The sequence below is a fragment of the Catenulispora sp. MAP12-49 genome, from assembly GCF_041262705.1.
Classification (GTDB): domain Bacteria; phylum Actinomycetota; class Actinomycetes; order Streptomycetales; family Catenulisporaceae; genus Catenulispora.
This window is the reverse complement of sequence record NZ_JBGCCP010000007.1, coordinates 258991-273776: the sequence shown is the minus strand read 5'-3', so window position 1 is coordinate 273776 and position 14786 is coordinate 258991. Positions and strand designations below refer to the sequence as shown.

Annotated in this window: 10 protein-coding genes and 1 tRNA gene; 2 read left to right on the top strand and 9 right to left on the bottom strand. The window is 69.0% G+C overall.

Going from position 1 to position 14786, the window contains the following annotated elements:
* Positions 1 to 26: 26 nt before the first annotated feature.
* Complete coding sequence (locus tag ABIA35_RS16675; RefSeq protein ID WP_370358444.1) at positions 27 to 1391, bottom strand: ricin-type beta-trefoil lectin domain protein; 1365 nt, start codon at positions 1389 to 1391, stop codon at positions 27 to 29.
* Positions 1392 to 1573: 182 nt separating this feature from the next.
* Here ABIA35_RS16675 and ABIA35_RS16670 point away from each other — a divergent pair, with 182 nt between their 5' ends.
* Positions 1574 to 2620: a LacI family DNA-binding transcriptional regulator gene (locus tag ABIA35_RS16670; RefSeq protein WP_370358443.1), complete on the top strand. Its 1047-nt coding sequence runs from the start codon at positions 1574 to 1576 to the stop codon at positions 2618 to 2620.
* A gap of 144 nt (positions 2621 to 2764) precedes the next feature.
* Positions 2765 to 3715: an alpha/beta fold hydrolase gene (locus ABIA35_RS16665; RefSeq protein ID WP_370342443.1), complete on the top strand. Its 951-nt coding sequence runs from the start codon at positions 2765 to 2767 to the stop codon at positions 3713 to 3715.
* Here the strand turns inward: ABIA35_RS16665 and fxsT are convergent.
* The 8 genes from fxsT to ABIA35_RS16625 form a co-directional block, all read right to left on the bottom strand.
* A complete protein-coding gene (fxsT, locus tag ABIA35_RS16660; RefSeq protein ID WP_370358442.1) occupies positions 3703 to 7569 on the bottom strand; it encodes an FxSxx-COOH system tetratricopeptide repeat protein in 3867 nt (1288 codons plus the stop codon). The genes ABIA35_RS16665 and fxsT overlap by 13 nt on opposite strands.
* Positions 7566 to 8768, bottom strand: coding sequence for an FxsC protein (gene fsxC / locus ABIA35_RS16655; protein ID WP_370342441.1), 1203 nt, complete (start codon positions 8766 to 8768; stop codon positions 7566 to 7568). Before fsxC ends, fxsT begins: the two co-directional genes overlap by 4 nt.
* A complete protein-coding gene (locus ABIA35_RS16650) occupies positions 8765 to 9373 on the bottom strand; it encodes a TIR domain-containing protein (protein ID WP_370342440.1) in 609 nt (202 codons plus the stop codon). Before ABIA35_RS16650 ends, fsxC begins: the two co-directional genes overlap by 4 nt.
* 116 nt (positions 9374 to 9489) lie before the next feature.
* A complete protein-coding gene (locus tag ABIA35_RS16645) occupies positions 9490 to 11727 on the bottom strand; it encodes an FxsB family cyclophane-forming radical SAM/SPASM peptide maturase (RefSeq protein WP_370358441.1) in 2238 nt (745 codons plus the stop codon).
* Positions 11728 to 11765: 38 nt separating this feature from the next.
* Positions 11766 to 11909: a hypothetical protein gene (locus ABIA35_RS16640; protein ID WP_370342438.1), complete on the bottom strand. Its 144-nt coding sequence runs from the start codon at positions 11907 to 11909 to the stop codon at positions 11766 to 11768.
* A gap of 131 nt (positions 11910 to 12040) precedes the next feature.
* Entirely contained in the window at positions 12041 to 12532 is a 492-nt protein-coding gene (locus tag ABIA35_RS16635) for a hypothetical protein (RefSeq protein ID WP_370342437.1), read from the bottom strand.
* A gap of 10 nt (positions 12533 to 12542) precedes the next feature.
* Positions 12543 to 14510 carry a RyR domain-containing protein gene (locus tag ABIA35_RS16630; RefSeq protein WP_370358440.1) on the bottom strand — a complete coding sequence of 656 codons (1968 nt, stop codon included), beginning with the start codon at positions 14508 to 14510 and terminating at the stop codon, positions 12543 to 12545.
* A gap of 83 nt (positions 14511 to 14593) precedes the next feature.
* A tRNA-Glu gene (locus ABIA35_RS16625) sits at positions 14594 to 14666 on the bottom strand.
* Between the last annotated feature and the right edge of the window lie 120 nt (positions 14667 to 14786).

The following is a 14786-nucleotide window of genomic DNA, read 5'->3' as shown; positions in this document are numbered from 1 at the left end:
GAATCCGGCGGTGAGTATGCGGTTCCTCAAGGCAGGTTCCACTTCTGGTTCGAGGATGCGGCGCAGCTCCAGATCTGCGCCTGGGTGCCGGAGCCACCGAAGCCGGTGTCGTCCAGGCACTTGCCGGAGTTCGGGTTCAGGAGTTCGCCGTTGGACTGCGGGACCCAGGTCTGGGCGCCGGTGCCGTTGCAGTCGTAGAGGTCGACGGTGGTCCCGTTGGCGGTGCCGGCCGCGTTCACGTCCAGGCACTTGCCCAGGACCTGCAAGGTGTTGCTGGAGGTCACGGTCCACTTCTGCGCGTTGCTGCCGTTGCACGTGTAGACCTGGACCGGGTTGAAGTTCGCCGTCGAGGCCGAGCGGTCGTCCAGGCACAGGCCCTGGTAGCCGGTGATCTGGCCGGTCCCGGTGGGCGGGGGGTTGCCGCCGCTGCCGCCGGTGATGGCGTTGAAGATCCGGGAGTAGGCGTAGCCGGTCGCCTTGTCGTAGCTGTCGACCTCCCAGAAGGAGAGCTCTGCGACGCCGTCGTTCGCCGCGAAGGTCTCCAGGGTCTGCGCGTCGGACTGGGAGAACATCGCGCCGTCGTCGTTCTTGCCGGCGATCGGGGTCAGGCCCTCCTTGCCGTAGGCGGCGGACGTCGAGATGCCGTACAGGCTCGCGATCTGGCCGGCGGCGGCCTGCGCGGAGGACAGGGCGTCGTTGATGACCGGCTGGCCGTCGTAGTAGTCCATCGTCATCAGGTTGACGATATTGACGTTCACGCCCTGGTTCTTCGCGTCCTGCAGCAGGTTGATCTGGTCGCCCGGCAGGCCGGTGGGGTCCACGGCCAGGGTGAAGTCGACCTGGACGGCCGGCTCCTCCTGCTGGAGCGCGGCCAGCGCCTGGTCCCGGCGGCTCGTGGCCCCGGTGTCGCTGAGCACCCCGCCCTCGATGTCGAAGTCGAGCCGCGTGACGCCGTAGGTGTCGACGATGTTCTTGTACGCCGCGGTCAGCGACGACACGTTGGTGCAGGTCTGCGCCAGCTCGCCGCCCTGCGCGCCGCCGAAGGAGACGATGACGTCGCCGCCGGCCGCCTTCAGGGCGTTGATCTGCGAGGTGAACGAGCCGACCGAGTAGTTGCCGGCCTCCCACATCGGGGTGCAGCCGGACTGCGGGATCAGGAACGCCAGCGTGTAGCGGGCGTCGCCCGAGGCGCTCATGTCGGCGGCCATGTCGCCCGCCGAGCTGTTGCTGAGCTCCAGGTAGGGAGCCGCGTAGTGGGCGGGGATCGCGGCGGGGTGGACCGTCGCGGCGTTCGCGGTGGTGCTGACCGCGGCGGTCGCCACGAAGCCCAGGACGCAGGCCCCTGCCAGAGCGGCGTGAAGGGGTCTGAGCCGGTTGAGAGGTGGGATCACTGTGCTGCTCCTTTGTGGGGGGTGGAGATGGCATGCAGCTGAACCGACCCGAGTTGTTACAGAAACAGCTCCGTAACACTGTTGGCCGATGAGGAGTGAAGCATCGCGCCCTACTTCCGTCAAGGCGTAAATAAAGAGGGTTTACCAGGGCTTTGCCGAGCGGCGCGCGCTATCCTGCCCCGGTGGAACAAGATGATGTTTCGGGACGTGCGTCGACCAGCCAACGGACCACCGTCCGCGCGATCGCCGCCGAGACCGGTCTGTCGATCGCGACCGTGTCCCGCGTCATCAACGCCCAGGGCCAGGTCTCCGAGGACACCCGCCGCCGCGTGCAGGAGGCCATCGAGGGCCTCGGCGGCCGCGCGCCGGCGCCCCGCCCCCGCCTGCCCAAGACCGAACTGCCGGTCCTGGTGCGCTGCCCGTACCGGCTCAGCGACTACTTCGGCGCCCTGGTGACCGCCGTCGCCGAGGCCCTGGCCGCCACCGGCCGCCAGGTCCTGCTCGACGTCGGCGACTCCCGCGTGGACGTCCCGGTCCTCCGAGCCCTGCCCACCTCCCGCACCACCTCCGGCGCGATCCTGATCCTCCCCCCGGAACCCGCCGAGGACCTCCGCCTCCTCCAGTCCCGCCGCCACCCCCTGGTCGTGGTGGACCCCCGCACCCCCGTCCCCCGCGGCGTGGTCTCGATCGCCTCGGCCCACACCGCCGGAGCCCGAGCCGTCACCGGCCACCTCCTGGACCTAGGCCACCGCCGCATCGGCGTGATCTCCGGCTTCGAGGACTGGCTCTCCGGCTCCGACCGCATCGCCGGCCACCTGGCAGCCCTGTCCGAAGCAGGCCTGCTGGGCGACCCCGCCCTGGTCCGCCACGGCGAACCCGCGATCCACACAGGCCTTCGAGCCGGCCGCGAACTCCTCGACCTCCCCGACCGCCCCACCGCCATCGCCTGCTTCAACGACAAGGTCGCCGTCGGCGTCTGCCAGGCAGCGGCCGAACGCGGACTCACCGTCCCGACGCACCTGTCGGTGGCAGGCTTCGACGACAGCGAGATCAGCCGCGCCACCGCCCCGATGCTGACCACCGTCCGCCAGCCCCTGGACGAGATGGGACGGATCGCGGTGACGATGCTGGTGCGGTTGATGGAGCGACAGGCTCTTGACGCCTTGCATCTTGAGCTGGCTACGGAGCTGATTGTGCGGGGGAGTACGGGTCCGGTGCCCGTGGGGTGAGGTGAGGCGCCGCGGTGGGGTGAGGTGCGGCGCGGATCAGAACTCTGAGTCATTCGACGAAAGTCGCACGACGTTCTCTGTTGTCGCCGATCGGCATTGGGTAAACCCTGCTTGAGTAAATCCGGCCCCGATCAGAGGCACCCGATGACTCGATTCACCGAATACTTCGCCAGGAGAGCGGACGGCGGCAGGGTGGCGTTCGCGGAGTCCGGGCCCGCCGACGGCCACCCCGTCTTCTTCCTCCACGGCACGCCCGGCAGCCGGATCGGCGTTCTCCCGCGGCCTTTCGAGCTGTACCGCCGGAACGTGCGGCTCATCGTCATCGACCGTCCCGGCTATGGCATGTCTGACCGCCGCGAGGGCCGCGACGTGGCCTCCGTCGTCGAGGACGTGATCGCGGTCGCGGACGAGCTGGGCGTCGCCCGGTTCTCCGTCGCGGGACGTTCCGGAGGCGGCCCCCACGCGCTGGCCTGCGGCGCACTGCTGCGCGACCGGGTGCAGTCGGTCGTCGCCCTGGTCGGGATCGCGCCGTTCGACGCCCCGGGCCTGGACTGGTACGCGGGCATGACCGCTTCGAACGTCGCCGCCTACAAACTGACCAGCGCCGCGCTGGCCGACCCGGCTCTGATGCCCGCTGTGAAGCACAGCCTGGCCCTCGACACCGGTGCGCTGGCCACCGACTTCATCGCCGAGCGGCTCTACCCCGAACTCCCGGCCGCCGATCGCCGCATCATCTCGGACACGCGGATCAGGTGTCTGCTCCTGGACGGATTCCGCAACGCCGTGACGAACCGCGACAACCTGATCGCGGTGGACGCGGACGACTCGGACCGGACCTATCTGGCCGGGCAGTTCGACGATCACATCGCCTTCTGCTCCCCGTGGGGATTCGACCCCGCGGACATCGGCTGCCCGACCCTCCTGTGGCACGGCGAAGCCGACGTGTATTCGCCGCCGAGCCATTCCCGCTGGCTCGCCGCCCGGATCCCGCGCTCGGTGCTGGATCTCGATCCGGCCGAGGGCCACTTCGGTGCGCTGCGGTGCTTTCCCGCGCTGTTGGCCTGGATGGTCAAGGCAGCCGGTCAGGTGCGGTAGGGCTCCAGGTCGAAGTCTGCGGGCTGCCATTCCATGAAGGCCCTGATGATCTGGTGGTCCGCGCCGAGTGCCGGCCTCAGCATCTCCAGGGCGGATGTCCTGGAGGCTTCGGCTTCGGTTTTGAGGCCCATGCGGTGCTGCAGCGCAGCGCGGTTCGCTCTGGCGATCTGCGTACTGGGGTGATCGGATCGCAGGACGGCCTGAAGCCGGTCCAGCGTCTTGGTGAGCAGTCTTGCCGCCCGTTCGAGGAATCCGCAGTCCACCAGGGCGTTGGTGAGATTGACGGCGCAGTACAACGTGAACGGGTGATCCTCACCGAGTCTGTCGGTGAGCCCGGAGTGCGTGGCGGTGGCGAGTTTGCGGGAGTCCTCGGGCTTGTCGGTCGTCCGCAGATAGATCGCCACGTTGTTGGCGCTGGCCAACGTGTGCGGATGTGTGCTTCCCAGCAGTTTCTCGTAGCGGTTCCGCGTCTCCACGGCCGCCTCGAGTGCGTGCTCATGCTGGTTGGCCGCGGAAAGGTCACAGGCGAGGTTGAGCTTGCACGCAAGGGTTTCCGCTCCGTTGGGGCCGAACACCGCCTCGAACGCCTTCGCCAGCACCTCGGTTTGGGCCAGGCCCTCTTCAAAACGGCCGGCCTTGCGCAACGCGACGGCCAGCCCCTTCGCGGATTCCAGGGTGTAGGGGTCGTATTCGCCGCGCTTGGCGCTGCATCGACGCAGTACCGCTTCGTTCAGGCGGAGAGAGCCCGCGAAGTCTCCGCAGTCGCGGAGGTCACGACCCAGGTTGATCGCGGTGTTCAGCGACCACGGGTGTTCGTAGCCGAAGATCATTTTCTCGTCGTTGTACAGCTGCCGGTCCAGGTCGCGGGCCGCATAGCAGTCGCCGGTCACCGCAAGGGAGAACGCGTAGTTGTGCGCGGCGCGCAGCGCCGCCCGGCCGTGTTCCACAGACTTCCGCGTCACCTCGTAGCAGAAGCGGTCCACGTCTCTGGCATCCCTGAACCGGCCCAGGGCGCGCAGATCCGCGCCGAGACTGGCCAAGGTGTTGAGCCGTTCGGGATGGTTCTCGGGCAGGATGGCGCGTTGGCGTTCGGCGACATCGGAGTCGATCTCGTGCGCCTCCTGGGCCCGGCCGACATTGCGCAGCACGTTGCCCAGCAGGAACCGCAATCGAAGCACCGACCGGTCGTCGTCGCCGGACTGCTCGGTCCAGACCGCGATCAGGTCCCGGGCGATCTGCTCGGCCTCGGCGAGTTGGCCGGTGAGCCACAGGTGCCGCACCCGGTCGATCAACAGCTGACGCACATGCGCGTCGGTACTGGTCTCGGCGTGGCACGCCGACAGATGCGGCCAGATCCGCGCGAAGGCGGCGCGGTTCTCGGGGTCGTCGGTGTCGCCGGTGGTCGGACGGGACTGGGCCAGGATCTGCTGGACCGAACGCCGGGCGTTGTCGGCGACGCCTTGCTCGACCAGCCTGGGGCGCAGGAACTCCTGCAACGCGCGGTGCATCGTGAATCCGTGGACCCGGTCGATGCGCACGAGACCGAACCGGTTCAGGACGGCGGCGTAGTCCCCCAGAAGAGCCCGGTCGACGGACAGCGCCGGATCGTATGCGGCGAGAACCCGCGCGAACTGATCGCTGTAGAGGATGGCGCGGTCGACCGGGTCGCTGCCGAAGAACGCGAACAGCTCCATCATGCGGGTCGCGGCCGGCGACATGTTCTCGACCTGCTGGATCGCCGCGAGCCAGACCGAGCCGCGGACCGACGTGGGTACCCGGGCCAGGTAGTCCTCGACCGTCACAGCGGTCAGTTGGATGTACTTGCCGGCCGCGTCGATGTCGATCGGCACGTCGCCCAGAGCCGCGGCGAGACGGTCCGCGTCCGGCCACGCCATCTCCGGGACGTACCGGTGCAGCAGCGCGATGCTCTCTTCGCGGACGAAGGTGCTGACGTCCAGTGTCGTTCCCCGGTCAGCGGCGACCTCGCGGTCCCGGGTGGTGATCAGGATGTGCGTGTTGCCTCCTCCCGGGAGCAGGCCCGCGATGGTCTCCGCACGGGGCACGTTGTCGAAGATCAGCAATGCCCGCTTGTGCGGCTCGCCGCGGCGCAGCGCGTCCTTGACCAGTTCGACGGTCGCCACGTCGTTCGAGGCCCGCAGCCCGAGGCGTTCGCCGAGCTGGGCCATCGCCTCCACGGCGCGATGGGGGTCCTCGCTGCGGATCCACCAAACGATGTCGTAGCTTGACTTGAACCGGTCGGCGTATTCGACGGCTATCTGGGTCTTGCCGAACCCTCCGGCGGCGTGCAGGGCTCGCAGCGACGTCGTCCGTCCCGCCCGCATCTGCTCGCGCAGCTTGTCCATGAGCTGGACGCGGCCTGTGAAGTCCGGATTTCTCTCCGGGACCAGCCAGATCTCCGGCTTCGCCCCCGGATAGCGCGTTCCCTCAGGTGCCTGCAGCGGGGTCTCCAGAATCTGAGCCAGATGTCGGATCGCCGCCACCTGGTCGAGCTGATCGAGCTCGACGAGTATCCGGGTCGGGAAGATCTGCTCGATCGACGACGCGTCCACCCGGCACGGCACCACCAGTCCGCGCGTCTTGGCCGGGTCTGCCTCGTGCAGTGCGTTCAGCAACGCCTCGCACTCCGGCGAGGTGCGGTACGCCTCCGAGACCAACGCTATGGTGCGTTTCGTCGATCGCAACGCCAGGCTCAGCGCGTTGGGCACAATGGTGGACTCGGCTTCGCGATGAGTCCTGACACGCAGTCCCGAATGCTCAAGGACGAACGCGACCCATTCCGCCCAGGGCCGGTCCTCGGAGACGAAGCTGAGGAGGATTTCCGCGGGTGCCTCGGGCCTGCGTCTGGTGAACATCGTCCGCAGAAAGTTGGTCCGTTCCACCTCCGGCAACGGAGGCAGCGAGAGGACTGCCCCTCCGCTGATCTCGTCGGTCAGCCGCTCGAAGGCGGCGAGCAGCGAGCCGGGCTGTCCGGGACGGTCGCCGAAGCCTGCCAGGACTTCCTCATAGGCGTAGAAGGCCTTGTAGGGGATCTGTACCTTGCCCCAGTACTCGTGCGGGCGCTCGGCGGTCACGTAGTGCTGGAAGAGTGAATGGGCCTTGGCCAGCCCGGCATCCTTCTTGTCCGACTCCGCGTCCTCGATCCGCATCGGGATCGGCATGATCCTTATGCCATCGTCGTAGCCACTGACGCGCTGGGCCACGTCCGAGGCGCCTTCCATGCTCTGGTCGTTCAGCGCGAACCCGATCACGAGAGTGTCGGGCATCAGCGCCGTGCACAGGTCGCCGACGTCGTTCATCCCGGTGCGGCTGTCGATGAGGGTGTAGTCGTAGTCCCGGCGCATCGCCGACCGCAGCGCCTCGATGAACTCGTCACCGTGGTAGTCCTGGACGAACCGGTCCCACTCGAAGCCGGACATGCCGGTGCCGTAATCGCGATTGCTGGCGCCGGCCGGCAGGAAGTCGAGCCGGCCGCCTGAAGGGAAGTCCCAGCGGACCGGGATGACGTGGTCCTGCAGCCGGGTGTACTGGCTCGCGATGACGCTTGGCGGGGTGCGGCGCACGCTGCGGGAATGGTTGGCGACGGACCAGTCCCTGACGGCGAATTCGTAGTTCGTGACGAGGTAGCTCACCCCCAGGTGCTCGCTCAGGGCGCTCTGGTCGATGAACGGCCGGTAGAACTTGTCCAGCCCCGGAGCCTCCAGGTCCCAGTCGACCGTCAGCACCCGCTTCCCGTTGGCGGCCAGGATCCAGGCGGTGTTCGCCACCGCCATCGTCCGTCCGCAGCCGCCCTTGTACGAGTAGAAGGTGATGATGCGGCCTGGCTGCTGGGTCATGCGGTGCCCTCTTCCTCGGCGGCGTGTCCGACGCGGTGCAGGTGGTTCGCCAGCTGGATCCGGGTGTTGTTGGCCGTCGCGTCCAGGGCCAGGTCGAAGTTCTGCAGCGAGGTCGCGATCGGGGCGTTGAGCCGGAGGGAGGGACTGCGGCGGGCGAACTTCCGGTTGAGGACTCGGCGCAGCTGCTCCCTGAGCCGGACTTGCTCGTTCGCCGGCGTGTGGGCCGGATCCAGGGCGGCGACGATGCCGACCCACGGCTTGTCGATCCGGTCGAACCGCTCCAGCGCGCCGCGCCAGCGCAGATCGTCCAGCGCGTGCGGGTCGACGACCAGCACCACCTGGGATTCGGGCTCGTCGGCGCCGAACAGCCGCCGCTCGTCGGTGGTGAACGGCACCACCTCCGGCTCCCAGCCCTTGTCGCGGGCCAGCGTGACCAGGGTGTCGGCCAGCGGTACGGGCGTCTCGGAGGCGAACGGTGCCCAGTCGGTGGACTCCGCGCCGTACTGCGGCCCGGTGGCGCCGGGCGGCCGCCCGCGCGTCGGGGCCAGCAGGACGACCACCAGGGGCTGGCGCTCGGCCTGGCGCAGCGAGCTCGGCAGGTTGGCCAGTTCGGCGGCGTCGACGCGGCCGACGGTGCGTCCGGCGGCGATCTCCGCGATGCGCCGGGCCAGACTCGTCACGACCTCGTGGTAGCGGGCCGGATGCGCGCTCTGCAGCCAGAACAGGCCCTTGAACTGGTACTCCTCGTCGATGTCCGGCTGCCCGGTCTGGTAGGGCGAGGGCTGGGACGCGGCCCACTGCGGCGGGACCGGAGCCCACACGACGGGCAGGATCGCGTCGGAGCGCGGCGTGGTGGCCAGCCGCATCCTGGCTTCGAAGGCGGCCAGTTCCCGGCCGCACTGCTCGTTCTGGAAATACCGTTCCTGGTGCAGCGGGATGAAGACGTCGCATTCGGCGATGTCCAGCGCCACATCCCGCTCAGCGGGGATGCCCGAGGGGTTCCACGCCGCGCTGACCGCTCCGAGGTTGTGGAGGCGGTCCAACGGTGCGAACCGTGTGAGCGCGGCGCACAGGTCGTAGTAGAAGGCCGCGTAGTCCCGGTCCGGGTCGCCCTGGACACGTTCGGCCGCGCTGGGCCGGGCGTAGCTGAGGAAGAAGACCGGACCGGTGCCCGCCGGCTTGGGTGTGTTGTCGGTCATGGTGAACCTCCGAACCGCGGGGGCAGGCTGTGAAGCTCTTCGGGGTCGCCGTCGGGCAGGTCAGCCGATTTCGTCACGCCGCCGATCCGCCGGGCCAGGTCGTAGACCGTGGCCTGGTATTCGGCCCGGTGCAGGATCTGCAGGCCGAACAACCCGTGCTGACGGTAGAGGGCGTCGTGGGTCGAGTCGTCGAACAGGTGCCGGTCGGTGAACCACTCCGGCAGGCTCAGGTCGTCCAGGCCGTTCCACAGAATGGGGACGATCGGCGGATACGAGGACTTGCCCATTTGTTCGCAGCGTTTCTCGAACGAAGCCCATTCCCGGCCGCACCAAACGCTGTCGAAGTAGCGCACGGACAGCACCGGCACGAAGACCTGGAAGTGGGCCAGTCGTTCGAAAAGGACCGACTGGAAAGCATCGCCGGTGCGCAGCGAGACATCGGCGAATGCGACATCCATCCGGAAGGTGGTCAGGTGGTAGAGCATCTTGCCGATGTCGTCGAAGAACTGGTGGAAGGCCAGGTTCGGATTCTCGTCGAAGTCCCCGCCGGTGATATGGGCGTAGCTGAAGAAGACGGGGTACGGCGGATTCGGACGGGCTGGCAAAGCACTCTCCTCGGCGCCTTCGGCAAGCTGCCATCATCGCCGAGCGTATCCGAATACTGCGATGCTTTCACCGGTTCGCGCGGGCGGAATGGCGCGAGGGCGGGGCCACAGACGCTTCAGCGCCACCCGGCCACTGTCGCGGCCATGTCAGCGACCCAGCGCCGGCCCAGCCGGGTCAGCGCGACGCTCGTCGTGATCTGCGACAACGCGTCCTCGACCTGTCCGGCGAGGTCTTCCGAACGCCTTGCGTACTCCCGGCTGTGCGGCCCTTGAGTGGCTTGCGCACGCCTGCGCCAGTACTCGACCACGCTGATATGCGCGTACGCGCCTTGGAGCACGGCCTCCAACGAACGCGGACCCGGCCGCCACGCGACGCGATAGCCGGCCGTCTCGGCGTCCTCGGTCCTGTCGTGGAGATCGAACATGTCCAGGACGGCACCGAGCTTCAAGTGCTGGAACTCGTGCAGCACGAGGCAGGCGAGGGCTTCGCCGACGTCACCGTCGGTCGGCGCGGGCAAGGCGATTCCCAGCGCGCCGAACGCGTTCCTGGCCGTCGCGCTGCGCTGACGCCCTGGCTGCGGCTGTAAGGGGACGATGGTCGTCAGGCCCTCGGCCATCTCGGCCAGAGCCTCGGGATGACGTTTCGCGAGCACCACCGCGGTCGCGTCGAGTCCGTCCCGCCATGCGTCGAGCTCGGCCGAGGTCAACGGTCCGGTCACCGGATGCCCGAACCGGTCCCGCGCCGGGTCGTGATCCTCGATGCGGATTCGCACCGGGCCCATACAGACTGTGTGGCGCGCTGCCTCGGCACTGACGCCGTTGACAGTGATCGCCGACGTTTCCGCGACTCTGACGTGAACCGGCCCCGCCGTCACCGGTAACGCGCCGACGCCCGGTAACGAAAGCACGTCCTCGGCCACTGCGAGGTCGGCTTCGACTGGTTCGGAGCTCAGGACCGCGCAGCCGAGAGCGATTCTGGTGAGTGTTCCACCCGGTCCGCGCGCCGCGGTGCCGTCCGCCGGCATCAGGAACGGATCGGCCAGAACCCGGTTCAGCTGGTTCCGGTCGGCGGCGTCGAACTGCCGGACCAGAGTCCAACTGCGCTCGGCCTGCAAAGGCTTGGCGAGTTGTGCCAGCCTCATCCGTGCTTTGCTCACCTGAGCGGCCTTCAACGCCGCGACGCCGCTCTCGGATCCCTCGCCGCGGCCCAGCGCGCTGAAGTCGGCAGGACTCATCCGGTGCCGGGAGATGGGCGATGTCTGCCGGGTCTGGCCGGTCAATCCGGTGATGAACGTGTAGAGGTCCCGGCAGTAGACGGACGGATTGGTGAATCCGGTGCCGTCAAAGCGATGCGCGTACAGTCCGCCCCCGCAGATCCGGACCGCGGGACACCGCTGGCAGATCGGGCTCAACGACTCGGCCCCGGCACGGCGGCCGTCGAATCCGGGGTGGGCGGCGGCCTCGTCGAAGCTGTGGCGGACGACGTCGAAGCCGGTCGCCGGCGCGCCGTCGAAGGCGGTTTTGAGCGAGTCCGCCTGTTCGATCGTGCCGTCGGTCTCCACGACGACGATGTCCGCCGGTTCGAGCCCGATGGCCTCGGTCCTGCTCGACCTTCCGGCCAGGAGGTCCGAGACCGAGCGGAACAAGCGGACATCCATGGGTCTGCCGCATTCGGTCCAGCGTTGATGGACGGCCAGCAACCACGCCGCATAGCGGGCCTGCCCGGGCTGCGCGCCGGGCGGCGGCTCGACCCATGTCGCGTGGGGGAGCAGGAACTCGATCCGCGGGGGAGCGAACGCGGCGAGTGCGTCGAAGACGGCGACCGGGTCGTTCTCGACGTCGACGGTGCACAGCAGGCCGTTGAAGATCGACCGGTACTGTTCCGAGCCGACGAGCTGGATCGCCCGCACCAACTCCGGGTAGCTGGTGCGGCCGTTCGCGTGCCGGCGGTGCCGGTCGTTCGCGATGCGGTCGCCGTCGATGCTGATCCCGACGCCGATGTCCTCCTGCCGGAACATCTCACAAAACGCGTCGTTGAGCTGTAGTCCGTTGGTCTGGATACGGATGTCGGCCTTGCAGCCCGTCGGTAGCGCCTCCCGCAGCCCCCTGGCGAGGGTTCTGATGCGCTCGACGCCGGCCAGCAAAGGCTCTCCGCCGTGCAGGACGACGGTCACCCGGGGCAGATGATGGGCGGCCGCGTGTTCTGCGATGCGGGCCACGGCCGATTCCATGACATCCGCGGGCATGACGCGAGGACGCCCGCGCCACGACTGGTCGGCGTGCTCGTAGACGTAGCAATGATCGCAAGCGAGATCGCAACGGCTGGCGATCTTGACGACGAACTGACGGAACACGATGCCGGCTCTCTCCGGTCCGCCCGCGGACCGCGGATTCAGACCGACGACTGGAACTCGGCGACCGGGACGTCGGTGTCGTCGCTCCTTGTCAGCAGGTCTCCGTCAGCGGCGAGCATGGACAGCGGTACGTCGTCCACCACCGGAATGTCGGACACCAGGAGTTCGCCCTCGAAGCCCACGGAGTCCCCTTGTCTGTGCGGTCGGATGGCCGGCGGTCCCGGCCGTCAGCAGTCTATCGTGCGGAATGAGCGAACACATGAATGTGTAAGCGCTGGTGAAAGCATGTTTACGTGCGCGTCGCATGGAACGTTTATTCGTGCACTGCTGCTCGTAGCGCGCCGTCCGGCCATACTACTTCCACGGGCAGGCCGCGTCGGTATGCATTCTGCACAATGTCACCCGTGCCTCCGATTCCCCGCGCCGGAAGGCCGTCCCACACGGCGATCAGCCGGTCGATCACCATCAGCATCTGTTCCCCGCCGGCCAGGTAGGCGGCATCGTCGGACTCGAAGAAGGCGAGCCGGTGGACCTCGGTGGCGCGCGCCAGCCATTCGTCATACGCGTCCTGATGCGTTGCCGGCAGGGTCTCCCGGTAGCGGACGGCGGGGACGACCACCTCGAGCCGGCCGCCGCGGTCGGCGACGGCTTCGGCGAACAACGTGTCGGAGCCCTCGGCCAAACAGGTCACGCCGATCAGGTCGCAGCCCTGGTAGGCCTCGACGACACGGCGCAGGGCCGCGCGGATCAGGCGGGTCGTCGGTTCGTCGAACTGGCGGTGGCCGGTGATTCCGATGCGCTGCATGATGCCGACCTCAGCACAGATCGCTGCCGAGGGCGGTCACCGGGATGGGCGAGTCGCGGGTGCCGCTGGATTCCGTTGCGCCGGATGCCGGGGCTGGGGACTGGGTGGCGGGGGTGTGGCGCGGGGCGGGCCCGCCGCCTTCCTCGATCCGCACGATCGCCAGTCCCATGCCGCTGAGCAAACCCGGCAGGGCCCGGATGAACAGGCGGTCCTTGTCCCGCTGCTCCTCCGGCAACAGCGGCCAGGCCACCAGCCCGGGGTGGACTCTGCGGGTGTCGTCGCGGCGCGGGCCGTAGCGCCAGCCGTTGCGGCGGCGTTCGTCGGCCCAGCGGGCGTGTTCGGATTCGGCCAGGGTCTCGATCTCGGCGGGGCGGAAGGCGAACGGTCCGACCGTCTCGCGGCGCGGTGTCAGCAGGCAGCGGATGGAGGCCAGCTTGCGGCCCACGTCCTCGGCCTGCTCGCGGTTGCCGCGCTGGACGTCCGGCGGCAGCTCGTCCCAGGGGGTCATCGCCGTGGTGGAGTGCCAGCCGCGGCCGCCGGCGAGCTGGTCGGCCAGGTAGCGGCGGTGGATGGACTGCGCGAGGCTGTCGGCCAGGTCGTCGCCGATCCGGTCCGGGTCGCAGCCCAGCGCCGTGACGTCGACCAGTTCCAGGCGGCCGTCGAGGGCGTCGAACAGGGGCCCGGGGCGGCTGCCGCCGTGGAACATCTCAGCCATCTGCGACATGCGGTCCAGGCGGACCACCACGCCGTCCATCGAGCTCAGGTAGGAGCCGCAGGTCAAGGCGTCGGACAGGGCCTCGCGCTCGTCGCCGTGGCACAGGTACAGCCGGCGCAGCCGGGGCGCGCCGGTCCGGCGCCGCTCTTCCAGCAGCCGCGGCAGCGTGTCGGTCCAGGGCTCGATCACGCAGACGTCGAGCAGGAACGGGTACTGCTCGCACAGCCGCGAACCGACCGCGTCGGCGTCGGCGCCGACGAGCGCGATGGTGACGATGCCGCCGTCAGGTTGCGGCTGACCGGTGCGACTGCCGCCAACGGCGCGTTCGCTGTGCTCGGCGCGTCCGGCGCGTCCGGCGCGTCCGGCGCGTCCGGCGCATCCCTGCCACTGCCGCCCCAACTCCACCAACACCGACCGCCCGAACGCCCCCGTCCCCGATATCGCGATGTGCGGCGCCCCCGGCCCCTCCAGAGCCGCCCGGTCGCGCCGCACCGCTGTCTGCGCGGCGAGCTCGTCGCGGTTGAAGAAGTCCACGTGCGAACGCCCCGCGCCGGCCGTGGACCACCGGCGGGCCTTCAGCGCCGTGCACAGGTCCAGGTCGTCGATCGAGGCGTAGACGCGCTCGGGGTACCGCTGCTCGCCGCGCCATGCCTCGATCGCGTAGGCGACCTCGGCGTTGTCCTCGATCCGGTCCAGGCAGGCGTAGACCGTCGAGGCCCGTCGGACGCCGGCGTCGGTGAGGGTCCGCGGCGAGGCGGGCCGGCCGACGATGGTCCAGCGGTCGTCGGAGACGGAGTCGAACCGCACCGGGTCGGCGGCGCTGTCCGGCCGTACCACCAGGACCCGTACTCCTCGGGCCCGCAGCCGCTCGACCACCACCGAGGCGACGCGCGTCGTGCCGAACACCACCGCGTGCCCCCGCGACCGGCGCAGCCAGGCCCGGTGCAGCCTTCGCGCGGACAGCGCGACCACGATCTCCGCGAGGGCGTACAGCAGGACGCTCGGTGCGCTGAACCGCGCCACCGACAGCTGCCAAGGGAACGGGCCGCCCGCGGCCAGCGGGGTGGCCTGGACCAGGAACAGCTCCAGATCGAAATAGACCAGGTCGCTCGGGGTGTGGCTGTACGTCTGGCCCGGCAGATGGAGGTACCGGTCCAGGCCCACATAGCCGAGGATCAGGCTGACGATGCCCACGGCGACGAACAGCAACCGCAACATCGAGGCGATACGAGGTGTGGCGGATCCATCGCGGCGCGTCGTCATTGGCCCTCCCCTGTGAGGATACGCAGCCGCGCGCGCATGGGAAAAGGCCGATCGTCCGGAAACGATCGGCCTTTTCGCAAAGGTAGCCCCGACGGGATTCGAACCCGCGCTACTGCCTTGAGAGGGCAGCGTGCTAGGCCGCTACACAACGGGGCCCCAGCTGCCGCTTCGGCGCTCTGCAGCGCCTGGCGACCCCGAAAGCATAGCGCACTTCGGATGGCGCTCATCCCGCATTTACCCGCCGGAGGGTGGGCCGTGACCAGGGTCACGGCCCGT

Excerpts from the sequence above, each read along its gene's own strand:
- ABIA35_RS16665 (WP_370342443.1), top strand. The coding sequence starts at position 2,765 with ATGACTCGATTCACCGAATACTTCGCCAGGAGAGCGGACGGCGGCAGG.
- fxsT (WP_370358442.1), bottom strand. The coding sequence starts at position 7,569 with ATGACCCAGCAGCCAGGCCGCATCATCACCTTCTACTCGTACAAGGGC.
- ABIA35_RS16635 (WP_370342437.1), bottom strand. The coding sequence starts at position 12,532 with ATGCAGCGCATCGGAATCACCGGCCACCGCCAGTTCGACGAACCGACG.
- ABIA35_RS16630 (WP_370358440.1), bottom strand. The coding sequence starts at position 14,510 with ATGACGACGCGCCGCGATGGATCCGCCACACCTCGTATCGCCTCGATG.
- fsxC (WP_370342441.1), bottom strand. The coding sequence starts at position 8,768 with ATGACCGACAACACACCCAAGCCGGCGGGCACCGGTCCGGTCTTCTTC.